The sequence below is a fragment of the Staphylococcus sp. TE8 genome (genome assembly GCF_000692055.1).
GTDB lineage: Bacteria > Bacillota > Bacilli > Staphylococcales > Staphylococcaceae > Staphylococcus > Staphylococcus capitis.
This window is the reverse complement of record NZ_JMGB01000001.1, coordinates 19,110-44,713: the sequence shown is the minus strand read 5'-3', so window position 1 is coordinate 44,713 and position 25,604 is coordinate 19,110. Positions and strand designations below refer to the sequence as shown.

The 25,604-nt window shown below is 35.5% G+C and carries 21 protein-coding genes and 1 other annotated feature; of the genes, 3 read left to right on the top strand and 18 right to left on the bottom strand.

The window, feature by feature from the left end; genetic code table 11:
• Positions 1-268: 268 nt before the first annotated feature.
• Complete coding sequence (locus CM54_RS00195; RefSeq protein ID WP_037548149.1) at positions 269-1,228, bottom strand: NAD-dependent epimerase/dehydratase family protein; 960 nt, start codon at positions 1,226-1,228, stop codon at positions 269-271.
• Positions 1,229-1,540: 312 nt separating this feature from the next.
• Here CM54_RS00195 and CM54_RS00190 point away from each other — a divergent pair, with 312 nt between their 5' ends.
• Together CM54_RS00190 and CM54_RS00185 are read left to right on the top strand one after the other, a co-directional pair.
• Positions 1,541-3,241 (top strand): 5'-nucleotidase C-terminal domain-containing protein, encoded by a 1,701-nt coding sequence (locus CM54_RS00190; protein WP_037548147.1) that lies wholly within the window; start codon positions 1,541-1,543, stop codon positions 3,239-3,241.
• Between the two features lie 425 nt (positions 3,242-3,666).
• Positions 3,667-3,882 carry a hypothetical protein gene (locus tag CM54_RS00185; RefSeq protein ID WP_023350782.1) on the top strand — a complete coding sequence of 72 codons (216 nt, stop codon included), beginning with the start codon at positions 3,667-3,669 and terminating at the stop codon, positions 3,880-3,882.
• A gap of 52 nt (positions 3,883-3,934) precedes the next feature.
• On the opposite strand, the gene CM54_RS00180 is transcribed toward CM54_RS00185, so the two are convergent.
• From CM54_RS00180 to CM54_RS00165, 4 genes are all read right to left on the bottom strand, one after another.
• On the bottom strand, positions 3,935-4,891 hold the full coding sequence (locus CM54_RS00180; protein ID WP_037548145.1) for an ornithine cyclodeaminase family protein: 957 nt from the start codon (positions 4,889-4,891) through the stop codon (positions 3,935-3,937).
• 76 nt (positions 4,892-4,967) lie between these two features.
• Positions 4,968-5,237 (bottom strand): hypothetical protein, encoded by a 270-nt coding sequence (locus tag CM54_RS00175; RefSeq protein ID WP_023350784.1) that lies wholly within the window; start codon positions 5,235-5,237, stop codon positions 4,968-4,970.
• A gap of 303 nt (positions 5,238-5,540) precedes the next feature.
• A complete protein-coding gene (locus tag CM54_RS00170; protein ID WP_030059895.1) occupies positions 5,541-6,047 on the bottom strand; it encodes a GNAT family N-acetyltransferase in 507 nt (168 codons plus the stop codon).
• A 133-nt stretch (positions 6,048-6,180) separates the two neighbouring features.
• The gene (locus tag CM54_RS00165) at positions 6,181-7,368 is read right to left on the bottom strand and encodes a glycine C-acetyltransferase (RefSeq protein WP_023350787.1); all 1,188 of its coding nucleotides are present in this window, start codon (positions 7,366-7,368) and stop codon (positions 6,181-6,183) included.
• Between the two features lie 185 nt (positions 7,369-7,553).
• On the opposite strand from CM54_RS00165, the gene CM54_RS00160 reads away from it, so the two are divergent.
• Entirely contained in the window at positions 7,554-8,720 is a 1,167-nt protein-coding gene (locus CM54_RS00160; protein ID WP_002452482.1) for a M20 family metallopeptidase, read from the top strand.
• Positions 8,721-8,935: 215 nt separating this feature from the next.
• Here the strand turns inward: CM54_RS00160 and tuf are convergent, their stop codons facing one another.
• The 13 genes from tuf to nusG all read right to left on the bottom strand — a co-directional run bounded on the left by tuf (position 8,936) and on the right by nusG (position 25,599).
• The gene (gene tuf / locus CM54_RS00155; protein WP_002432994.1) at positions 8,936-10,120 is read right to left on the bottom strand and encodes an elongation factor Tu; all 1,185 of its coding nucleotides are present in this window, start codon (positions 10,118-10,120) and stop codon (positions 8,936-8,938) included.
• 218 nt (positions 10,121-10,338) lie between these two features.
• Positions 10,339-12,420, bottom strand: a complete 2,082-nt coding sequence (fusA, locus tag CM54_RS00150) for an elongation factor G (protein ID WP_023350788.1) — start codon at positions 12,418-12,420, stop codon at positions 10,339-10,341.
• Positions 12,421-12,537: 117 nt separating this feature from the next.
• A complete protein-coding gene (rpsG, locus tag CM54_RS00145) occupies positions 12,538-13,008 on the bottom strand; it encodes a 30S ribosomal protein S7 (protein ID WP_001137495.1) in 471 nt (156 codons plus the stop codon).
• 70 nt (positions 13,009-13,078) lie between these two features.
• Complete coding sequence (rpsL, locus tag CM54_RS00140) at positions 13,079-13,492, bottom strand: 30S ribosomal protein S12 (RefSeq protein WP_002433334.1); 414 nt, start codon at positions 13,490-13,492, stop codon at positions 13,079-13,081.
• A gap of 90 nt (positions 13,493-13,582) precedes the next feature.
• Complete coding sequence (locus tag CM54_RS00135) at positions 13,583-13,843, bottom strand: ribosomal L7Ae/L30e/S12e/Gadd45 family protein (RefSeq protein ID WP_002433271.1); 261 nt, start codon at positions 13,841-13,843, stop codon at positions 13,583-13,585.
• A gap of 142 nt (positions 13,844-13,985) precedes the next feature.
• Positions 13,986-17,582: a DNA-directed RNA polymerase subunit beta' gene (rpoC, locus tag CM54_RS00130; protein ID WP_161799215.1), complete on the bottom strand. Its 3,597-nt coding sequence runs from the start codon at positions 17,580-17,582 to the stop codon at positions 13,986-13,988.
• 162 nt (positions 17,583-17,744) lie between these two features.
• Complete coding sequence (rpoB, locus tag CM54_RS00125; protein WP_002433101.1) at positions 17,745-21,296, bottom strand: DNA-directed RNA polymerase subunit beta; 3,552 nt, start codon at positions 21,294-21,296, stop codon at positions 17,745-17,747.
• A gap of 215 nt (positions 21,297-21,511) precedes the next feature.
• Positions 21,512-22,120 carry a class I SAM-dependent methyltransferase gene (locus CM54_RS00120; protein ID WP_030059243.1) on the bottom strand — a complete coding sequence of 203 codons (609 nt, stop codon included), beginning with the start codon at positions 22,118-22,120 and terminating at the stop codon, positions 21,512-21,514.
• A 206-nt stretch (positions 22,121-22,326) separates the two neighbouring features.
• The gene (gene rplL / locus CM54_RS00115) at positions 22,327-22,695 is read right to left on the bottom strand and encodes a 50S ribosomal protein L7/L12 (RefSeq protein WP_002433406.1); all 369 of its coding nucleotides are present in this window, start codon (positions 22,693-22,695) and stop codon (positions 22,327-22,329) included.
• A gap of 39 nt (positions 22,696-22,734) precedes the next feature.
• Positions 22,735-23,235, bottom strand: a complete 501-nt coding sequence (gene rplJ / locus CM54_RS00110; RefSeq protein ID WP_002433246.1) for a 50S ribosomal protein L10 — start codon at positions 23,233-23,235, stop codon at positions 22,735-22,737.
• Positions 23,236-23,274: 39 nt separating this feature from the next.
• Positions 23,275-23,421: a sequence feature (ribosomal protein L10 leader region), on the bottom strand.
• Positions 23,422-23,516: 95 nt separating this feature from the next.
• Positions 23,517-24,212, bottom strand: coding sequence for a 50S ribosomal protein L1 (gene rplA / locus CM54_RS00105; RefSeq protein WP_002452478.1), 696 nt, complete (start codon positions 24,210-24,212; stop codon positions 23,517-23,519).
• 221 nt (positions 24,213-24,433) lie between these two features.
• Positions 24,434-24,856 carry a 50S ribosomal protein L11 gene (gene rplK / locus CM54_RS00100; protein ID WP_002433084.1) on the bottom strand — a complete coding sequence of 141 codons (423 nt, stop codon included), beginning with the start codon at positions 24,854-24,856 and terminating at the stop codon, positions 24,434-24,436.
• A 194-nt stretch (positions 24,857-25,050) separates the two neighbouring features.
• A complete protein-coding gene (gene nusG, locus CM54_RS00095; RefSeq protein WP_002432993.1) occupies positions 25,051-25,599 on the bottom strand; it encodes a transcription termination/antitermination protein NusG in 549 nt (182 codons plus the stop codon).
• Between the last annotated feature and the right edge of the window lie 5 nt (positions 25,600-25,604).

Below are 25,604 nucleotides of genomic sequence, written 5' to 3'. Positions count from 1 at the left end.
GTAATTTCTCCGAATTGAATAGTTACTCTAAATTATATCAATCGCATTTATACTATTCAATGAGTTTTCTAAATATTCAAAATAAATATACAAATGTAATTATGTACTCTTTATTAGTTAAACATTACCATATTAAACTTACAAGTTTAGTTATTTACGTATGTTATAGATACATTGGATTTAAAATATAAAAAAACTCCTTTTAAAAGTTTTAATTTTAAAAGGAGTAAGTTTTAGCTAAACTACGTTATTAATTATATAAGATTTTCTATTTAGCAACCTTTTCTTTTTCTTCAATTGCTGCTAGCATCAACTTAGTCATTGAGGCTAAATCATATTTTGGATTAAATCCCCACTCACCACGTGAACAGCTCGTATCGATACTATCAGGCCATGTTGAAGCAATATTTTGACGTTCTGGATCAACATCATAGTCTAGTTCGAAATTAGGGTAGTACTCTTGAATGGCTTTTTTAACCATTTCAGGTTCTATACTCATTGCACTTAAATTATAACCATTACGAGTTTCTAATTTGGCACCATCTGCTTCCATTAATTTTATAATAGCGTCGATGGCATCATCCATATACATCATATCCATATATGTGTTCTTATCGATATAGCTTGTATAACGACCTTCTCTTACTGCTTTAAAATAAATTTCAACAACGTAGTCAGTCGTGCCGCCACCTGGCTCCTTCACATGTGAAATAAGTCCTGGGAATCTTACGCTGCGAGTATCTACGCCAAACTTAACATAATAATACTGACACAGTAATTCACCCGCAACTTTATTAACACCGTACATTGTAGTAGGTTGTTGGATTGTTACTTGTGGTGTATTTACTTTAGGCGTTGACGCGCCAAAAGCACCAATAGAGCTTGGTGTAAAGAATTGTAGTTCATACGTACGTGCAGCTTCAAGAGCGTTCATTAATCCTCCCATATTTAAATCCCAAGCGAATAATGGATTCTTCTCAGCAGTTGCGGATAATAATGCTGCCATATGCATTAAAGTGTCTGCCCCAAAATCTTCGATAAGCTTATACATACGCTCTCTGTCTTTAACATCTAAAATTTCAAATGGACCATTTTGAACTGGTGAATTTGCTTCAGGTTCTCTAATATCTGTAGCTAATACATTTTCTGTACCGTAAATTTCTCGACATTTCACTACTAACTCGGTTCCAATTTGGCCAAGTGCCCCTGTAATCATTATCTTTTTCATTACAAAATCTCCCCTTGTTTATTTCATAAGTGCGTTGTCCTTCTAGTATGTACATATTCTTAATTTACATCAATATTATATAATAAAAGCGCTTTCTTGTATATGCAGTAAACACATTATAGGGTTTAATAAGTAGTTTTTAATTTATGATTTTTGTATGAGCGCGTTAGTTGTATTGCTATTTGGTCATTAGACTATGACGTTTTATTAATTAAATTTAAATTCGAAGTAAATATTTTAAATAAAAGAATTATTTATTCTTTTTATATGCTAATATTGCAATGTATATAATTTTTCAAAAGGAGGAACTATATGAAAAAAATCATAATCACTATTATCACTTTATTTATAACCCTTGGTACGATACTAAACTTTAACCTCGTTAATGCTTCAGAACAACACACGCACTCAAATGACAATCAAAGTAAAACTGAACACACAATATTACATACTAATGATATTCATGGTCGCTTCGTAGAAGAAAAAGGACGTGTTATTGGCATGCCTAAATTAAAAGGTCTCAAAAATAAAGAAAAACCTGATTTAGTTTTAGACTCTGGGGATGCCTTTCAAGGATTGCCAGTTTCTAACCATTCAAAAGGTGAAGAAATGGCTAAAGCAATGAATAAAGTAGGCTATGACGCTATGACAATTGGTAATCATGAATTTGATTTTGGCTATAACCAATTATTAAAATTACAAAAACAGCTTCATTTTCCAATGATCTCATCAAATATTTATAAAAACGGGAAGCGCATTTTCAAACCTTCAACTATAATTAAACGTAATGGTGTGCGATACGGTTTAGTAGGTGTTACAACTCCCGAAACTAAAATTAAAACCTCTCCTGATGCTGTGAAAGATGTAGAATTTAAAGATCCATTGAGCAGTGTGAAAGGTGCTATTAAAGAAATGGATGGTAAAGCAGATGTATATGTTGTTTTATCTCATCTTGGCATCGATAAAAATACTAAAAAAGAATGGCGTGGAGATTATCTAATTGAACAATTATCCAAAGATAACTCAATAAAAAAACCAATCATAGTTTTAGATGGTCACTCACATTCTGTTATAAAACATGGCAAAAAGTATAATCATGGTATCTTAGCTCAAACGGGTACTGCTTTGGAAAATGTAGGCAAAATTAGTTTTCTTTTTAACCATCATAAAGTGTCAGATTTAAAAGCGAGTCTGATTAACGTCAAAGATACAAATAAAATAAAAGCTGATCCCTCAATAGAAAAACAAGTAAATAAAGCGAATAATGAATTTAAAAAAGAAACATCTAAAGTGATTATTCCTAATAATAAAGTTGAATTTAAAGGCGATAAAAATATAGCTCGTACTCAAGAAACGAATTTAGGAAATCTAATTACAGATGCGATGGAGGATTACGCAGCGAAAAACTTTAAACATAAGCCAGATTTCGCAGTGACTAATGGCGGTGGTATTCGCGCTTCCATCTCTAAAGGCAAAGTCACTCAAAACGATATTATTACAGTGCTGCCTTTCGGTAATTTAATTTCACAGATTAAAGTTAAAGGTACGAATGTGAAGAAAGCATTTGAACATAGTCTAGGTTCTCCTACTGAAACAAAAGATGGTAAGAAACAACTATCACCAAATGGCGGTTTCTTACAAGTTTCGAAATCAATACGTGTTTATTATGATATGAATCAAAAATCTGGCTCAAGAGTTCGAGATATTCAAGTTCGTAATCGTGAGACCGGAAAATTTGAAAAATTAAATCCTAATAAAACATACTATGTTGCTACCAATGATTTTACCGCTAACAAAGGTGATGGCTACGATATGTTTGGAGGACAACGCGAGGAAGGTATTTCGCTTGATGAAGTCGTAGGAAATTATATTCAAAAGCACAATTTAAATAAATATAATACTAATAATCCTGAAAGAATCATTAATGGAAAATTAGATTCAGTGAAAAAATCAACACATAAATCAGACAATGGTAAACAATCAAGCAATCATACTCACAAAAAGTCAGCCTAAATATACAAGAGACTCTGAGATAAAATAGTCATTCTCAGAGTCACTTTTTAATGATTAAACTCTATTTTATTAAGAAACATATATAGTTAATCAAACGCATAAAGATTATCTACTTACGGAAAATATTAAATAAGACAAAGTTGATTTTTAATTTAGTCCAAATTAAAAGATACACACGCTTATTGCGAATAATCAACATGATTAGAGTAAATCCCGGAAAGTGGTTCAAATACTGAGACTATTAATCCACAAGATGGCATATAAAGGCGACAGTCATATTTCTTGGGAAATAATTCTCCATCCACTTATAGCAGTCTGCCGTTTGTGTGAGGTTACAGTGCCCTCCTACTACTTCAATTACGTTTGCAATTCATAAATGCAAACGTTATCATTAATTTAAGTTAAATATAATGTAGGTGATCGTAATGAATGGTGGTTTGAAAACGTATAAACAACGACAAGTAGGTTTGCTATCTAGCTTATTAATCTTTTTAGCATTTATCTTTCAAAATATTTATGTACTTGTAACTAAACATGAGTTAGTGCCTGAGATGCTAAGTACATTTAGCCTACTCATCTTTCTAATTTTAGCTACACTTTGTGTTAAACAGGTTATATATAATTATAGACATCGACCATGATAGAACTCATATAAAATCCCGCTAGTTAATTTTAGCGGGATTTATAATATGATTAATTATCACTTTCAAGTGCTTTTTTATAGAAATACTGAGCTACTACAATATCAACAATAGCTAGACCCACTGATTTAAATAAAGTTACCTCTTTTTCGTCCTCACGTCCTGCTTTCTTACCTGAGACGATATCACCTAACTCACCATATAGCATATTGTCAGTTAATATACCCTCTTCCTGAGGCACTTTTAAATCGCCTGTTTCTTCCATTGCCGCTTCGGTCGATTCAACAACAATCTTATTAGCGATCATCATAGACTCTGATGGTAATTCTTGCATATCTGGTTTGAAAGAACCTACTGCATTAAGATGGACGCCTGGATGTAACGTATGTGAATATACTGGTTCTGAAGCATTTGTAGCAGTAACAATAATATCCGCAGCCTCCATTGCTTCATCTGCTTGATCATACGTTTTGGTTTTAACTCCAAATTTTTGTTGAGTTGCTTCAGCAAGCTTTTCAGCTTTTTCCTTAGTTCTACTTGAAAAGTGAACTTCCTCAATATTTCTCACAGCCATGACAGCTTCTATGAGACCTTCAGCTTGTACTCCGGCACCAATGACAGTTAATACTTTAGCATCTTCACGAGATAAATATTTTGTAGCCACACCAGAAATCGCGCCTGTTCTAATTTTAGTTAAATAACCACCATCTAGTACTGCTAGTGTTTCCCCCGTTTCATAATCGCTTAGTATTACTGAGCCTGTAATTGTTGCTTTATCTTTTTTAGGATTATCAGGAGCAAATGAAACGGTTTTTAATCCGACAATTTTTAATTCATCTGATAATGCTGGCATCACTAAGTATCGATTGTGTTCATTAAATGGCAACACATGTCGTAATGGGGTTTCAGTTTTACCTTCTGAAAATGCTTTTAGCGCTTGTCCAACCTCTTCAATAACTTCATTCATATTTAATAACTCTGATTGAGTTTGTTCATCTAAATATCGCATTTAAAAACTCTCCTTTATACCATGACGCTTTTAAATAACATTCCCTTAGATTTTAATATCTAACATAATTGAAGGATTAAAATAGTATTGCTAAAAGTATCGACGTGAGTACCACTAAATTAAATAAATTGATAAAAATACTCATATTGAGCGTATCCTTAATATCGTCTTGAGTTCTTGATATAAAACTAAATATCAATGAAATAATAAGTAAGAAAATGCTAAATAAAGCAAAAAATGAGACTATATCTGGTCCTACTTCACTCATACGATTTAAAGATAGGCTAATCCAAGTGATTAAAATAATATAATTAAATAGGTTTATTCCATATATTACATACTTCATTAATACCACCCGATTATTTAAATATATTTTTTTCTATCGTTTCAAATTTGAATTATAATTTACATTGTTACTTTCACTCATATAATAATACACTCTGATTAAAATAATAAGTAATCCGATAAATGAAGCTAAGATGTCGGATTTATTAAATTTTTGTTGTGACAATATAAATTCCGTGCTATTCTATTATTTATAAATAAAAGGCAATGTGCATTAACACATTACCTTGCGATTTTGCTTCTTTTTAGCAAAACTATTTAATTAACTTTTGACAACTATCACCCTTCTTTTGAAGGGTGATTTTTATTTATTCAAAATTTGATATCGATTAACAACTTTCCCATTCTTTTTAATATAGGGTTCGATTTCATAACCACCATATTTTTTTATGACATTTTGAGATGCGTAATTGAATGGATTTGTAGTCATAAGAATTGTTTCAACATTTCGTATTTTTAAGTAGTCAAGGGCTTGTCCTAATAAGGTTGAGGCATATCCTTTACCTCTATATGATCGAGCTACGCCATACCCAATATGACCCCCAATGTTTCTTAATCGATGATTGAGTTCGTGTCTAATATCCACCGCACCCACAATATTTCCATCAACAAAATAAAATAATGTTGTGGTGGGAACCCAATCTTTACTTGGTCTTTCTTGATTAAGAAAATCAACCATATCTTTGAAGGACTGATATTCTTTTAAATTCGTATTTCCTGGTACAACTTTTTCATTATTGTCATACCATTCTTGAATATAAACGTTGAATGTTTCTTCATCTTTATACGTAAGTTGTCTTAATTCTTCCACTCCGTTATACCTCTTCTCATCCATTCATTTCACTATTATTGTAAAATGAATAAACCACTATATTAAAGTATTTTAAATCAGAAAAATTAAAGGCACTCACTCTCTAAGAGACAAGTGCCTTAAGAATAACAATCTATATAATATTTAATTCTTTTCCAACCTTCTCATAAGCATTAAGGGCTTTATCTAACATATCTTTAGTATGAGCAGCTGTAGGCATATTTCTTACACGACCGGTACCTCTAGGAACTGTTGGGAATACTATTGACTTAACATAGATTCCTTCTTCTTTAAGACGTTTACTAAACTCTTGCGTATCTTTTTCATCTCCAATAATGACTGGAGTAATTGGTGTTTCAGATTCCCCAGTATTAAAACCTAATTTAGAGAGTCCATCTTTTAAATATTGTGCGTTCTCCCATAATTGATCATGTAATTCTGTAGATGACATTAATTTTTTAACAGCTTCAGTAATAGCCTTAGTATCTCCAGGTGCTAATGAAGTTGAGAATAAGAACGGTCTTGATTGTGCTTTTAACCAATCAATTAATTGTTTAGAGCCTGCTACATAACCACCTACAACACCAATGGCTTTAGATAATGTGCCAATTTGGAAGTCAATTTTATCTTGTAAACCGAAATGTTTAACTGTACCTGCACCTTTACCCATAACACCTGAACCATGAGCGTCATCAACATAAGTTAATAAACCAAATTCTTCGGCAATTTTTACAATTTCTGGTAGCTTAGCAACATCCCCATCCATACTAAATACACCATCAGTAATATACATTACTTTATTGTATTGTCCAGACTCAACAGCTTCTTTAGCTTTTGTACGTAAATCCTCCATATCTGAATGATTTACTCGAATAATTTTAGCTTTAGATAAGCGACAACCATCAATAATAGAGGCATGGTTTAATTCGTCAGATAAAATAGCATCATTTTTATTCATAACAGCTGATATAGCAGCCATATTACAATTAAACCCTGATTGATATGCAATAGCTGCTTCAGTACCTTTAAACTGTGCAAGTGTATCTTCTAACTCATCATGTAAGTCCAATGTACCATTAATTGAGCGTACTGCACCTGCACCCACTCCGTGTGAATCAATTGCTTTTTTAGCTGCTTCTTTTAAATCTTCATTCGTAGCAAGTCCTAAGTAGTTATTTGATGATAAATTGACGTAGTTTTTACCATTAATTTTGATTTCAGGACCATTTGCTCCCTCAATTGAGTCAATTTCGTTATATAAGCCATTGTCTTTTAAATATTGTATATTTTCATCTAAAAACTCATTTAGTGATTGAACCACAATTAAATCCCCCTTGTGTTGTCTATTTTCTTTAATCATACCTTAATTTTCAGAATCATGAAAGCCTTATCATTTATAGGTGTTATCACCTTGTTTTATTGAAAAATAATTAATATGAAAGCCTACTTTAGCTTAATCAATAATGATATACTAATTACGATAATAAGAAGGAAGAAGTGATAAATGTGTTTGATTGGTTCCAATTGGCTAGCAAAAAAGAGAAAAGAATGGTACAACTACGACGATATTTGCATCAATATCCCGAACTCTCTTTTGAGGAAAAGCGTACGCATGACTTTATCGTGAATCAATTAAGCCAGTTGTCATGTGATATTGTTACTCCAGTTGGCCGTAATGGTATCAAAGCTACATTTAAAGGTAGTGAAAACGGCCCAACTATAGCATTTCGTGCAGACTTTGATGCCCTACCTGTTCAAGAATTAAACGACGTCCCATACCGTTCTAAAAACGAGGGCTGTATGCATGCATGTGGTCATGATGGTCACACGGCAATATTACTTGGAGTTGCTGAAATAGTAAATGAACACCGCCATTTATTAAAAGGAAACGTTGTATTCATCTTCCAATATGGGGAAGAAATTATGCCTGGTGGCTCTCAGGAAATGATTGATGATGGCTGTCTTCAAGATGTTGATAAAATCTATGGTACACATTTGTGGAGTGGTTATCCTTCAGGTACTATTTACTCTAGACCTGGTGCGATCATGGCATCACCTGATGAGTTTAGTATCACGATCAAAGGTAGCGGTGGACATGGGGCTAAACCCCATGAAACCATTGATCCTATAGTCATTATGGCTGAATTTATTTTAAGTGCACAAAAGATTGTCTCTAGGACGATAGACCCAGTTAAAGAAGCTGTTGTGACATTTGGGATGGTACAAGCTGGATCAACAGATAGTGTTATTCCGGATACCGCCTTTTGTAAAGGAACTGTTCGTACATTTGACACCGAGCTACAAAACCATATTAAGAATAAAATGGATAAACTATTACAGGGCTTAGCTGTTGCTAATGATATTACTTATGACATGAATTATATTAAAGGCTATTTACCTGTACACAATCATCCGCAATCTTATGAGGTTGTTAAACAAGCAGCGAATGATTTACATTTAAGATTTAATGAATCAGATTTGATGATGATTGGCGAAGATTTTTCACATTATCTTAAAGTACGTCCAGGTGCCTTTTTCTTAACAGGTTGTGGTAATGAGGATAAAGGTATAACCGCGCCACATCATAATCCATACTTTGATATAGATGAATCATCTTTTAAATATGCTGCAAGCGAATTTCTTAAAATACTAGAAATTGAACATGTATTTTAACGATTTATAATATATAGAGCGTGTTCTACCTTACTTTTAAATAAGTAAGATAGAACACGCTTTTTGTGTGAGAAAAAATTAAAAATTTAATACTAAGTTGACTTACTCTCAGCTAAACGAGCTTTTCTGAATAAAAAAATAGGAAATATATGTAAAAATTGGAATAAAAAAAGACTCCCAAACTGGGAGTCCTTAGAAATAATGAATAATAAATATTATTCGAAGATTTCAGTTACAACGCCTGATCCAACAGTACGTCCACCTTCACGGATTGAGAAACGAGTACCGTCTTCAATAGCGATAGGAGCGATTAATTCAACTGTCATTTCAACGTTGTCGCCAGGCATAACCATTTCAGTACCTTCTGGTAAGTTAACAACACCAGTTACGTCAGTAGTACGGAAATAGAATTGTGGGCGGTAGTTACTGAAGAATGGAGTGTGACGTCCACCTTCGTCTTTAGATAAAACGTAAACTTCCGCTTTGAATTTAGTGTGTGGTGTGATTGAACCGGGAGCAGCTAATACTTGACCACGTTGTACGTCTTCACGAGCAACACCACGTAATAAAGCACCGATGTTGTCACCAGCTTCAGCGTAGTCTAATAATTTACGGAACATTTCTACACCAGTAACAGTTGTTTTAGAAGTTTCGTGGATACCGATGATTTCAACTTCTTCACCAACTTTGATTTGACCACGTTCAACACGGCCTGTAGCAACAGTACCACGACCAGTGATTGAGAATACGTCCTCAACTGGCATCATGAATGGTTTGTCAGAATCACGTTCTGGAGTTGGAATGTAATCATCAACTGCTTGCATTAATTCTAAGATTTTTTCTTCGTATTGAGCATCGCCTTCTAAAGCTTTTAATGCTGAACCAGCGATTACAGGTACATCATCACCTGGGAAGTCATATTCGCTTAATAAGTCACGAACTTCCATTTCAACTAATTCTAATAATTCTTCGTCGTCTACCATGTCAACTTTGTTTAAGAATACAACTAATGCTGGTACACCAACGTTACGTGATAATAAGATGTGTTCACGAGTTTGTGGCATTGGACCGTCAGCAGCAGATACTACTAAGATACCGCCGTCCATTTGAGCAGCACCAGTGATCATGTTTTTAACATAGTCAGCGTGTCCTGGGCAGTCAACGTGAGCATAGTGACGTTTGTCAGTTTGATACTCGATGTGTGCAGTATTGATTGTAATACCACGTTCTTTTTCTTCTGGAGCGTTGTCAATCATGTCGTATGATTGTGCAACAGTGTCACCATTTTTAGCTAATACAGTTGCGATAGCAGCTGTTAAAGTTGTTTTACCATGGTCAACGTGACCGATAGTACCAATATTGGCATGTTCTTTTGAGCGATCAAATTTTTCTTTTGCCATTATTAAATCTCTCCTATTCTTAGTAAAAGTTATTTCAAATTTATCTCTCATGATAGTTTCTCACCATCATGAGAAGATAATTGATTGAGTTAAGCCTAAAAGAATTTATAATTCTTTTATAATGCATTTACACTTAAAAATCAAATCATAAAAGTGATAGCTTAACAATAAGCTCAACCTGTATTTTAACCTAGCATGGCTAGTCTTAACAAGTTAAATTACTCACCTTTATTTTTCTTGATGATTTCATCAGCGATTGATTTAGGAACTTCTGCATAGTGGTCAAAGTACATAGTGTAAGTACCGCGACCTTGAGTGTTAGAACGTAATGAAGTTGCGTAACCAAACATTTCTGAAAGTGGTACAAAGGCATTTACAACTTGTGCATTACCACGAGGTTCCATACCATCTACACGTCCACGACGAGCAGTTACGTCACCCATGATATCGCCCATGTATTCTTCAGGCATTTCGATAGTTACTTTCATCATTGGTTCTAAGATAACTGGATCACATTTTTTAGCAGCTTCTTTAAGCGCTAATGATGCAGCAATTTTGAAGGCCATTTCAGATGAATCGACATCGTGGTAAGAACCATCAAATAAGTTTGCTTTAACATCGATTAATGGATAACCAGCTAAGACACCATTTTCCATAGCATCTTTAAGACCTTGTTCAACTGATGGAATGTATTCACGTGGAACTACACCACCAACGATAGAGTTTTCGAATTCGAAACCTCCACCTGTTTCGTTAGGTGTGAATTCGATATGAACATCACCGTATTGACCACGACCACCAGATTGACGAGAGAATTTACCTTGAACTTGTGCAGATTGCTTGAATGTTTCACGGTATGAAACCATAGGAGCACCTACATTACATTCAACGTTGAATTCTTTCTTCATACGGTCAACTAAGATGTCTAAGTGTAATTCACCCATACCACCGATGATAACTTGTCCAGTTTCTTCATCAGTATGTGCATGGAATGTTGGGTCTTCTTCTTGTAATTTAACTAAAGCTTGAGTCATTTTATCTTGGTCAGCTTTAGATTTTGGTTCAACAGATAAGTGGATAACTGGCTCTGGGAATTCCATTGATTCCAAGATAATGTCGTTTTTCTCACCACATAAAGTATCACCAGTACCTGTTTCTTTAAGACCTACCGCAGCAGCGATATCGCCTGAGTAAACAGTATCGATTTCTTGACGTGAGTTTGCGTGCATTTGTAATAAACGACCTACACGTTCACGTTTATCTTTAGTAGAGTTCTTCACGTATGAACCTGAAGTTAATGTACCTGAGTACACACGGAAGAATGTTAATTTACCAACATAAGGGTCAGTCATAACTTTGAATGCTAATGCAGCGAATTCAGCTGAATCGTCTGGTTTAGCAACAACTTCTTCTTCAGGGTCATTAGCACGGTGACCAATGATTGGTTTAACGTCTAATGGTGAAGGTAAGTAGTCAATTACTGCATTAAGCATTAATTGAACACCTTTGTTTTTGAATGCTGTACCACAAAGTACTGGGTAAAATTCTACGTCAGTAGTTGCTTTACGGATAGCAGCTTTTAATTCATCGATAGAAATTTCTTCGTCACCAAGATATTTCTCCATTAATTCGTCGTTGCTTTCTGCAACAGCTTCGATTAATTGGGCACGAGCTTCTTCAGCTCTTTCTTTGTGATCGTCAGGAATTTCAATTTCATCGATTTCTGTACCTAAATCGTTAGTATATCTAAAGCATTTCATTTCAACTAAGTCAATGATTGCTTCGAATTCATCTTCGGCACCAATTGGTAATTGGATAGGTGCAGCATTTGCTTGTAAACGATCATGTAAAGTGCTTACTGAATATTCGAAGTTAGCACCTAATTTATCCATTTTGTTTACGAATACGATACGTGGAACGCCATAAGTAGTTGCTTGACGCCAAACTGTTTCAGTTTGAGGTTCTACACCTGATTGAGCATCAAGTACAGTAACCGCACCGTCAAGTACACGTAATGAACGTTCAACTTCAACAGTGAAGTCTACGTGTCCAGGTGTATCGATAATGTTGACACGGTGGCCATCCCATTGTGCTGTTGTTGCAGCAGATGTGATTGTGATACCACGGTCTTGTTCTTGTTCCATCCAGTCCATTTGTGAAGCACCTTCGTGTGTTTCACCAATTTTGTGGATACGACCTGTGTAATAAAGAATACGTTCAGTCGTAGTAGTCTTACCAGCATCAATGTGAGCCATGATACCGATGTTACGAGTATTTTTCAAAGAAAAGTCTCTTGCCATGTGTTTTTCTCCTTCCAGTATTTACTGAATAAGTACTATAGATATGGCGATGCCCTAAGCATGAGCCATTATTGGTAAACCTTATAACGGAACACACTCAGGGTAAAAGCTTTCATCTTACCAACGGTAGTGAGCAAATGCTTTGTTTGCTTCAGCCATTTTGTGAGTGTCCTCACGTTTTTTGACTGCACCACCTGTATTATTTGCAGCGTCTAAGATTTCGTTAGCTAAACGATCTTCCATAGTTTTCTCACCACGAAGACGAGCGTAGTTTACTAACCAACGTAATCCTAAAGTAGTACGACGTTCTGGGCGTACCTCAACTGGTACTTGGTAGTTAGAACCACCCACACGACGAGCTTTAACTTCTAATACTGGCATAATGTTATTGATTGCTTCTTCGAATACTTCTAATGCATCACGACCACTACGTTGTTCAACTAAGTCGAATGCAGAATAAAGAATTCTTTGAGCTGTTCCGCGTTTACCGTCTAACATAATTTTGTTAATTAATTTAGTAACTAACTTAGAGTTATGAATTGGATCCGGTAATACGTCTCTTTTTGGTACTGATCCTTTACGAGGCATAATGTAAATCCTCCCTTCCTATTATAGTATAATCTTTAAAAATGTATTTAAAATTTACGTAATCTTAAACTTAATTTTTAGGTTTTTTAGTTCCGTATAATGAACGGCCTTGTCTACGTCCATCAACACCTGAAGTATCAAGTGCACCACGTACAATATGATAACGCACACCAGGTAAGTCTTTAACACGTCCACCACGTACAAGTACTACACTGTGTTCTTGTAAGTTGTGTCCGATACCAGGGATGTATGCGTTGATTTCAATGTTATTTGATAAACGCACACGTGCATATTTACGTAACGCTGAGTTAGGTTTTTTAGGTGTCATAGTACCTACACGAGTACAAACACCACGTTTTTGAGGTGAGTTTAAGTTAGTAAATTGTTTCTTTTTACTATTGAAACCTCTGTTTAAAGCTGGTGAATCTGATTTCTTAGTTTTGCTTTTTCTTGGTTTACGTACTAATTGGTTAATAGTTGGCATTGAATGTGTCCTCCTCTCTTCATTTTTTAATCCCACACATCCAGGTGGTTCATTTTAAGGTTAAATAAAATTTAGTAAGCATCATACTTACTAATTCTCATTCAATAACGCAACAATAGTTGCATTAACATTGATACCTACATATTCTCCTAAAGCCCGCTGGCTAGAAAAAAATGTCACTGGTATATTTTCTTGATTGATATAGCTTAACACGCGAGTTAATAAATGAACTTCAACGTCTTTAGCAATAATCAATGATGCAACTTGATCTTTCTTTAACGCTTTAAGCGTTTCTTTAAGACCAACTACATAGTGTTGTTTGTTAAAGCGTGCAACTTTTTCATTAGACATGTACATATCCTCCAAAGTTCTGCTTGCATCAACCTTTAATATATTAACATTTTTTAATACACATAGTCAACAATAACTCTAAGCTTTTAAAAATAAATATATAAGAGAGTGAGGTATTAACTCCTCACTCTCAAGTTAAAATTTATTCAGTAATCTCAACATCTTCAGTTACATCTGCTACAGGAGCTGATGTTTTATCATATTGAACATCACTGTAACGTCTCATACCAGTACCTGCTGGGATTAGCTTACCGATAATAACGTTTTCTTTAAGTCCAAGTAAGTCATCGCGTTTACCTTTAATTGCTGCATCTGTAAGAACGCGTGTTGTTTCTTGGAATGACGCAGCTGATAAGAAGCTTTCAGTTTCAAGAGAAGCTTTTGTAATACCAAGCAATACTGGTTTAGCAGTTGCTGGACGTTTACGGTGTTTAAAGGCTTCTCTGTTAGCATCCGTAAAGCTGTGAATGTCCACAAGAGAACCTGGTAATAATTTAGTGTCACCAGCTTCAATGATACGAACTTTACGTAACATTTGTCTAACCATAACTTCAACGTGTTTATCGTCGATTTCAACACCTTGCATACGGTAAACTTTTTGAACTTCTTTTAATAGGTAACTTTCAGTCGCATTAAGTCCTGCTACTGCTAAGTAGTTTTTAGGCTCAATTGAACCTTCAGTAAGAACTTCACCACGTGCCACTGATTGACCAACTTCAACTTTAAGTCTTGAAGTACCTGAAGCTAGATATGATCTAGTTTCGTTAGCACCTTTAACAACAATTTCTTGTTGGCGATCTTTAGCTAGTTTAATGTCTTCTACTACACCTTCGATTTCAGTAATAACCGCTTGTCCTTTAGGGTTACGTGCCTCGAAGATTTCTTGGATACGTGGAAGACCTTGAGTGATATCGCTTCCTGCTACCCCACCAGTGTGGAATGTACGCATTGTAAGCTGTGTACCTGGCTCACCGATTGATTGAGCAGCAATCGTACCAACTGCTTCCCCGACTTCAACTTTTTCACCTGTAGCAAGGTTTTTACCGTAACATTTTTCACAAACACCGTGACGAGTGTTACATGTAAACGCTGAGCGGATGTACATTTGTTCAATACCAGCATCAGTAATTTTCTTAGCGATATCTGCAGTAATTAATTCGTCTGGACGAATGATTACTTCATCAGTTTCAGGATGACGAATTGTTTCTTTAGAATAACGACCTTCGATACGTTCAATAAATGGTTCAATCATTTCTGTACCTTCTTTGATATCAGAAACTAATAAACCACGGTCAGTGCCACAGTCTTCTTCACGTACGATAACATCTTGCGCAACGTCAACAAGACGACGAGTAAGGTAACCAGAGTCAGCTGTTTTAAGAGCTGTATCGGCAAGACCTTTACGAGCACCGTGAGTTGAGATGAAGTATTCTAATACTGTTAAACCTTCACGGAATGAAGATGTGATTGGCAATTCGATAATTTTACCTGATGGTGCAGCCATTAATCCACGCATACCTGCTAATTGCGTGAAGTTAGATGCGTTACCACGGGCACCAGAATCACTCATCATGAAAATAGGGTTTGTTTTCTCAAGAGATTGCATTAATTCGCCTTGAATTTGGTCTTTTGCGTCAGTCCAAATTTCAACAACAGCGTTATAACGTTCATCTTCAGTGATTAAACCACGATTATATTGTTTAGTTACACGTTCAACTAATTTTTCATGTTCATCTAAGATATCTTGTTTGTCTGGAAGTACCACGATGTCAGATACACCAACAGTAATACCAGCTTTAGATGAGAATTTGAAACCTAAGTCTTTCATTCTATCTAACATCATAGATGTGTCAGTAATACTAAATCTATTGAATACTTCAGCAATGATGTTTCCTAAGAATTTCTTATTGAATGGCTCAATAAGTTCTTCATTTTCAAAGTATTCTTTTAAGCCACCCTCACCTAATTGAGTCGGATCTATGAAGTATTTATCTGGCGTAGTATCTTCTAAATTTGCTTGACTAGGTTCATTAATATATGCAAATGAATCAGGAATGATTTCATTGAAAATAATTTTACCTACTGAAGTAACTAAGATTTTACTATTTTGAGCATCTGTGAACGTTGGGTTGTTGAATGAGCTTGCATGCACACCAATACGAGTGTGTAAGTGTACATGACCGTTCGCATAAGCTTTTAATACTTCATTAGTGTCATTGAAAATCGCACCAGTATTAACAGCATCTTTACGTTCTAATGTTAAATAGTAGTTACCTAATACCATATCCTGAGATGGTGTAACAACTGGTTTACCATCTTTCGGGTTAAGGATGTTTTGTGCCGCAAGCATTAACATACGTGCCTCAGCTTGTGCTTCTTTTGATAATGGTACGTGAACCGCCATTTGGTCACCGTCAAAGTCCGCATTGTAAGCTGTTGTTACAAGTGGATGAAGACGGATTGCACGACCCTCAACTAATGTTGGTTCAAATGCTTGGATACCAAGTCTATGAAGCGTTGGTGCACGGTTAAGTAATACTGGGTGTTCAGTGATAACATCTTCTAATACATCCCAAACTTCATCATCCATGCGTTCGATTTTACTTTTCGCATTTTTGATATTTGTAGCAATTTCACGTTGAACTAATTCCTTCATAACGAATGGTTTAAATAGTTCAAGTGCCATTTCTTTAGGCAATCCACATTGATACATTTTTAAGCTTGGCCCAACGGCGATAACCGAACGACCTGAATAGTCAACACGTTTACCAAGTAAGTTTTGACGGAAACGACCTTGTTTACCTTTTAACATGTGTGAAAGTGATTTTAATGGACGGTTACCTGGTCCAGTAACTGGACGACCACGACGTCCGTTATCAATTAAAGCGTCTACAGCTTCTTGTAACATACGTTTTTCGTTTTGAACGATGATGCCAGGTGCACCTAAGTCTAATAAACGTTTCAAACGATTGTTACGGTTGATTACACGACGATATAAGTCGTTTAAATCACTTGTAGCAAAACGTCCACCGTCTAATTGAACCATTGGACGAATTTCAGGTGGGATGATTGGAAGTACATCTAAAATCATCCATGAAGGATTGTTTCCTGAATTTCTGAATGATTCAACCACTTCTAAACGTTTAATTGCACGAGTTAGTCTTTGACCAGTAGCAGACTCTAACTCATCTCTTAACAGTTTTAGTTCTTCATCTAAATCAATTTCTTCTAATAGGTCTTTAATACCTTCAGCACCCATTTTAGCTACGAATTGATTAGGATATTTGTCATAATATTCTCTGAACTCTGCTTCAGACAATAATGTTTTCTTCTCTAATCCAGTAGGGCCTGGATCTACTACAACATAAGAAGCGAAGTAGATGACTTCTTCTAATGCTCTTGGAGACATGTCTAGCAATAGACCCATACGACTTGGAATTCCTTTGAAATACCAAATATGTGATACAGGTGCTGCTAATTCAATGTGTCCCATTCTTTCACGACGCACTTTTGATTTAGTTACTTCAACGCCACATCTGTCACATACCATACCTTTGTAGCGTACACGTTTGTACTTACCACAACTACATTCCCAGTCTTTCGTAGGTCCAAAAATTCTCTCACAGAAAAGACCATCTTTTTCTGGTTTTAAAGTACGATAGTTAATTGTTTCAGGTTTCTTAACTTCACCATAAGACCATGAACGAATTTTTTCAGGTGAAGCTAATCCTATTTTCATATAATGGAAATTATTTACATCAATCAAGGAGCCTACCTCCTTCAATTTAGATTAGCTGTGCTATTTGATTGATTTATCTTCATTGAAATCGAATACCTTAAAGAGGTTGAAATGATTCACATTTCATTACCTCTTTAAGAATCCTTTTATCTTAAGTGCTTTTTAATCAGTTGTTTCCTTTTGTGATTCAGGAGCATCTTTTTGTTGTAAATCTACTTTGCGTTCTGTTGCATCTTCATCATCAACGTCCGCCATTTCAATTTCGTTGTTTTGCTCATCCATCACTTTAACATCTAATCCTAAACTTTGTAGTTCTTTCATCAATACCCTGAATGATTCAGGAACACTTGGTCTAGAGATGTTTTCACCTTTAACGATAGATTCGTAAGTTTTTACACGACCTACAGTATCGTCAGATTTATAAGTTAAGATTTCTTGTAAAGTATATGCAGCACCATAAGCTTCAAGTGCCCATACCTCCATCTCACCAAAACGTTGACCACCGAATTGTGCTTTACCACCAAGTGGTTGTTGTGTAACAAGTGAGTATGGACCAGTTGAACGTGCGTGTAACTTGTCATCAACCATGTGAGCAAGTTTAAGCATATACATAACACCTACAGAAATACGGTTATCGAATGGTTCACCTGTACGTCCATCATATAATACAGTTTTACCATCGCGAGCCATGCCTGCTTCTTCGATAGTAGACCATACATCCTCATCGTTAGCACCATCAAATACTGGAGATGCAACGTGGATGCCTAGGTTTTTAGCAGCCATACCTAAGTGCAACTCAAGGACTTGTCCGATGTTCATACGTGATGGTACACCAAGTGGGTTTAACATGATATCAATTGGGCGTCCATCTGGTAAGTAAGGCATATCTTCTTCAGGAACGATTTTAGAAATAACACCTTTGTTACCGTGACGACCACACATTTTGTCCCCAACATGAATTTTACGTTTTTGAACAATATAAACTCTTACTAATTGGTTTACACCTGGAGATAATGTGTCGTCTCCTTCTTCACGATTAAACACTTTAACATCTAGTACAATACCACCTGCACCGTGTGGCACACGTAATGAAGTATCGCGAACTTCACGAGCTTTTTCGCCGAAAATTGCATGTAATAATCTTTCTTCAGCTGTTAACTCAGTTACACCTTTAGGCGTCACTTTACCAACTAAAATGTCGCCATCCTTAACTTCAGCACCTACATAGACGATACCTCTATCATCTAGGTTTTTAAGTGCACTTTCAGATACGTTAGGGATATCTCGAGTGATTTCCTCAGGTCCTAATTTAGTATCACGAGCTTCTGATTCATATTCCTCTATGTGAATAGAAGTGTAAACGTCATCTTTAACTAAACGTTCACTCATAATTACAGCATCCTCGTAGTTGTAACCGTCCCAAGTCATGAAACCAACAACTACATTTCGTCCTAATGCCATTTCACCTAATTCCATTGAAGGACCATCGGCAAGGATTTCATTATATTCAACCACGTCACCAACTGAAACAATTGGACGTTGGTTATAACAAGTACCTGTGTTAGAACGTTTGAATTTAGCTAATGGATAACGGTCTAATTCACCTTCGTGTTCAGTGCCATTTTCCTCAACTAAACGACGCACTAAAATTTCACTAGATTCAACGTGCTCAACACGACCTCTGTGTTTAGCAGTGATTGCAGCACCAGAGTCACGTGCAGCCACATGTTCCATACCAGTACCAACAAATGGTGCTTCAGTGTTCATCAATGGTACCGCTTGACGTTGCATGTTCGCACCCATTAATGCACGGTTAGAGTCATCGTTTTCTAAGAATGGAATACATGCTGTAGCTGCTGATACAACTTGTTTAGGTGATACATCCATGTAATCCATTTTTTCTTTCGCCATAACTGTGTTATTACCACGGAAACGACAAACAACCTCGTCATCTAAGAAACGACCATTTTCGTCTAAACGTGAGTTGGCTTGGGCAACTACGTAGCTATCTTCTTCATCAGCAGTTAAGTAATCGATTTGATCTGTAATAGAGTTCGTATCTAAATCAACTTTACGATACGGTGTTTCGATGAAACCAAATTCATTTACTCGCGCATAACTAGATAATGAGTTAATTAAACCGATATTTGGACCCTCTGGTGTTTCAATTGGACACATACGACCATAGTGTGAGTAGTGAACGTCACGTACTTCCATTTGAGCACGTTCACGAGTTAAACCACCAGGTCCTAATGCTGATAGACGACGTTTGTGAGTCAACTCAGCTAATGGGTTAGCTTGGTCCATGAATTGTGATAATTGAGAACTACCAAAGAATTCTTTAATTGATGCAATAACTGGACGAATATTGATTAATTGTTGTGGTGTAATTGAATCAGTGTCTTGGATTGACATTCTTTCACGCACGACACGTTCCATTCTTGATAAACCGATACGGAATTGGTTTTGTAATAATTCACCAACTGAGCGTAAACGACGATTACCTAAGTGGTCGATATCATCTGTATAACCAATGCCATTTAATAAGTTAAAGAAGTAACTCATTGAAGCTATGATATCAGCTGGAGTTATACATTTAACTTCTGAGTCTGGTAATGCATTACCGATAACAGTAGTTGTACGACCTTCCTCGTCATTAGGTACGTATACTTTGATTGATTGAATTTCAACTGGTTCGTCAATAACGCTACCTTCAAGTTCAAAGACTTCGCTATTAGCGTTTGTTTCTAGAACTTCCATAATTTCATCAATCTTACGACGATCTAGTACTGTGCCTTCTTCAGCTACAATTTCGCCTGTTTCACTGTTAACAATAGGCTCTGCTAATTTTTGATTGAATAAACGATGTTTTAAGTGTAATTTCTTATTAGCTTTATAACGACCTACGCTTGCTAAATCATAACGTTTAGGGTCAAAGAAACGTGAGTATAATAAGCTTTTAGCATTTTCTACTGTTGGTGGTTCGCCAGGACGTAAACGTTCATAAATTTCTAATAAAGCTTGTTCTGTGTTTTCAGTACCATCTTTTTCTAATGTATTACGTAAATATTCACTTTCTCCTAGTAAATCAATGATTTCTTGATCACTTGAAAAACCAAGTGCACGTAATAATACAGTTAATGGTAATTTACGAGTTCTATCGATACGAACGTACACTACATCTTTTGCGTCAGTTTCATATTCTAACCAAGCACCACGGTTAGGAATAATAGTTGCATCGTAGTTTTCACGTCCATTTTTATCAATCTTTTCATTGAAGTAAACGGATGGTGAACGTACCAATTGAGATACGATAACACGTTCAGCACCATTGATTACAAATGTACCTGTGTCTGTCATTAATGGGAAATCACCCATGAAGACTTCTTGTTCTTTAACTTCGCCTGTTTCTTTAATAATAAGACGTACTTTGACACGAAGAGGTGCAGCATAAGTAGCGTCACGATTTTTTGATTCTTCTAAATCGTATTTTGGTTCACCTAATCTATAATCTACAAATTCTAAAGATAGGTTGCCTGTGAAATCTTCAATTGGAGAAATGTCTCTGAACATCTCTAATAAACCTTCTTTAAGGAACCAATCGTAAGATTTTGTTTGAATTTCTATTAAGTTTGGTAATTCTAATACTTCTGAAATTCTCGCGTAATTTCTACGTTTACGATGTCTTCCATATTGGACAACTTGACCTGCCAAACAGATTCACCCCTCAAAAATTGTGTGTTTTACTTATACATTGAAATAGGACACAATAAAGAATATAAAAGACAAAAAGAAAACGGCAACACTTATGATGACACCATTTTCGATTTATATTTATACTTAATTTATTTATCCTTTTACGTAAAAGTACACACTTATTGAACATAAATTTTTACATTTTATAACTATATCAGAATACGATTTTGAAATCAACCTTTTAAACTTTTCAAAATATAATATCCTTTACTCTTATTAACGACTTCTACATGGTTAAAGCATTCTTGCATTTTCTTCTTTGCAGATGGCATACCTTGTTTCTTTTGTATCACAACATAGAGTGCACCTTGATCTTTTAATTTGCCATAAGCCTCTTCAAAAATTCTATGCACTACATCTTTACCAGCTCTAATAGGTGGATTTGTCAGAATGTAATCAAATTGTTGATCACTTACACCTGACAAGCAGTCACTTTCTATTATTTCAGCATTTTCAATTTGATTTTTAGTTTTATTCATTCCAGTAAGAGCCAATGCTCTATTATTTACATCTAACATATATAATTGATGATGTGGTGAAACTTTAGCAATAGTTAATCCGATAGGCCCATATCCGCAACCAACATCGGCAATATATTTACTAGGTCCAGGCGGATGTTCCTTTAAAAATGTTTTAATTAACAAATCCGAACCATAATCTACTCTATCTTTTGAGAACACACCTGTGTCAGTCGTGAACTCTAAATGCACCTTATCAAAATGATAACTTATTTTCTTTTGATTGCTTTTCACTTCAGGATTTTCATCATAGTAGTGACTCATGTCCACACCTCAATTAAAATTTATTCGTATGCTTAAGCTAGTTAATCTATAATACTAAATATAATTACAAGGTAATTAAAAACCCCGTTATCGCAATAACGGGGTTTTAATTTCTCAAAGAATTCAGGTTGTATTTGACTCGACAAAACTTATAAAGTTGGTCGAACAAATCTCTTCAACCTAACTATTTAATTAGAGAGTAGAAACTATTTTAATTCTACAGTAGCTCCAACTTCTTCTAATTGTTCTTTAAGTTTTTCTGCATCTTCTTTAGGCATAGCTTCTTTAATTACTTTAGGAGCTCCGTCTACTAATTCTTTAGCATCTTTTAATCCTAAGCCAGTTGCTTCTTTAACTGCTTTAACAACTTTGATTTTTGAAGATCCAGCTGAAGTTAATTCAACATCAAATTCAGTTTTTTCAGCTGCTGCGTCGCCGCCACCAGCTGCACCTGCTGCTGCTACTGGAGCTGCTGCAGTTACACCAAATTCTTCTTCAATTGCTTTTACTAAATCGTTTAATTCTAATACTGACATTTCTTTAATTGCTTCAATGATTTGTTCTTGATTAGCCATTTTAAAATTCCTCCATTTAATTTAATTTTTTATGCGCGATTATTCAGCGCTTTCTTCTTTTTGTTCACCAACGGCTTTAACTGCATAAGCGAAGTTGCGTACTGGAGCTTGTAATACTGATAAAAGCATTGATACAAGACCATCGTGTGAAGGTAATGAACCAACAGTTTTAACTTCTTCAGCTGAGATTACGCTACCTTCCATAACGCCTGTTTTAACTTCTAAAGCTTCGTGTTCTTTAGCAAATCCTGCGATAACTTTCGCTGGAGCTACAACATCTTCAGTTGAAGTTGCGATAGCTGTAGGACCTGTTAAGAATTCATCTAAGCCTTCGATACCTGCTTGTTCAGCTGCACGACGAACCATAGTGTTTTTGTAAACTTTGTACTCAACACCTGCTTCACGTAATTGTGAACGTAATTCAGTAACTTCTGCTACTGTTAAACCACGGTAGTCAACGATAACTGTTGATACTGAATTTTTAAGTTGTTCAGCAATAGTATCTACTTGTTGTTTTTTTGCTTCAATGATAGCAGACATTCAGACACCTCCATTTAAATTTTTTCGGTGCTTTTTTTAATAGCAATAAAAAAAGCACTTTCTACCCACGGCAAAAAGTGCTTGAAAGATCATTAATCATCACGTTCAAGTCAATTTTAGCCTCGGTAGGATGAGTTTTAAGTTATAAATAACTCCTACTGTCTTAGGTAAAATAATCACAATTAATAATATAACTGCTTTGTTGTAATAAGTCAACAAAAAAATTTACAGACTGAAAGATTGCTTCCTTCAGTCTGTAATCATGTTGCATTATTTAAAATTTATAGTTTGAAAGATGAAGTATCAACTTTAACTCCAGGGCCCATTGTTGTAGTTACAGCAACAGATTTGAAGTAAGTACCTTTAGCAGAAGATGGTTTAGCTTTTGCTAAAACGTCTTGTAAAGCTTTAAAGTTTTCAACTAATTTTTCATCGTCGAATGAAACTTTACCGATTGAAGCATGTACGATACCTGCTTTTTCAGCACGATATTCAACTTTACCAGCTTTAATTTCTTCTACAGCTTTTTTAACATCCATTGTTACTGTACCTGTTTTAGGGTTAGGCATTAAACCTTTAGGTCCTAATACACGACCTAATTTACCAACTTCGCCCATCATGTCTGGAGTAGCAACAACTACGTCGAAATCAAACCAACCTTGTTGGATTTTTTGTACGTAGTCTGATTCTCCTACATAATCTGCACCTGCTTCTTCAGCTTCAGTGATTTTATCGCCTTTAGCGAAAACTAATACACGTTGAGATTTACCAGTACCGTTAGGTAAAACAACTGCACCACGGATTTGTTGGTCATTTTTACGTGTATCAATTCCTAAACGGAAAGCTACTTCAACAGACGCGTCAAAGTTAGCAATGCTAGTTTCTTTAGCTAATTTAATTGCTTCTTCAACACTATAGTGTTGAGTACGATCAACTTTGCTAGCTGCTTCTTGATACTTTTTACCTTTTTTAGCCATTTATTGTTCCTCCTTTAGTGGTTTTAGCGGAATTTCCTCCCACATTTACTTGCCTATCGCAAGTTAAGAGCAGATAACAGTGGAAAGAGAGTGGTCCAGAAATATAATTTATGTCCCGTCCTCTTACTCATAGACAATATCAATTGTTTACCTTCTCTGTTACCTGCTTTTATCGTCTAAATTAAGTTCATTTTTAAAATTAAATTCGTTAATACGCTTAATTATTCTACAGTGATACCCATGCTACGTGCAGTACCTTCGATAATACGCATAGCTGCTTCTTCGTCTGCAGCGTTTAAGTCTTGCATTTTAGTTTGAGCAATTTCGCGTACTTGATCTTTAGTTACTGATGCAACTTTTGTTTTATTAGGTTCACCTGAACCTTTTTCAACGCCAGCTGCTTTTTTAAGTAGTACTGGAGCCGGTGGAGTTTTAGTAATGAATGTAAATGAACGATCTTCATATACACTGATTTCTACCGGAATGATTAAACCTGCTTGTTCTTGCGTACGTGCGTTGAACTCTTTACAGAATCCCATGATGTTCACACCTGCTTGACCTAATGCTGGACCAACTGGTGGTGCTGGATTCGCTTTACCTGCAGGAATTTGTAATTTAACTACTTTTTCTACTTTTTTAGCCACGATGTGCACCTCCTTGATATCGTGATGTGGTCACAGGGCTCAGTTTTGCCCTCCCACTCTTAAACATTTCGTGACGAAATGAACGCTCTAAAAGCGCGACTACATTATTTTAACACTCGCTCTATTAAAAAATCAATAGTAAAATTTCATCTTTTAGTTGAAGTTTTATAATAAATTTTTGATAGACGTTTAAATTAAAGTTTCTCAATTTGATCGAATTCAACTTCGACCGGTGTTTCTCGACCAAACATATCTACAAGTACAGTTAATTTAAATTTATCCGCTTCGATTTCTTGAACTTCGCCTACTTGATTAGCAAAAGGTCCTGATTTGATACGAACTTGTTCACCAACATCAAGTTCAACATCAATAGTTTTCTCTTTAAGACCCATTTGCTTAAGAATGAAGCGCACTTCTTCAGGAAGTAGAGGATTAGGTTTAGAACCCGCACCTGCAGAACCTACGAATCCTGTAACACCTGGTGTGTTACGAACGACATACCATGACTGATCCGTCATTACAAGCTCAACTAGCACGTAACCTGGGAATGTTTTTTTAACAAGTTTCTTAGCTTTACCATCTTTAACTTGTGTTTCTTCCTCTTCTGGTATGACAACTCTAAAAATTTGCTCTGTCATATTCATAGATTCTACTCTTTTTTCTAAATTCTTTTTAACTTTGTTTTCATATCCAGAATAGGTATGCACAGCATACCAACGCTTTGCGCCAACTTCTTCAGACATGTCTC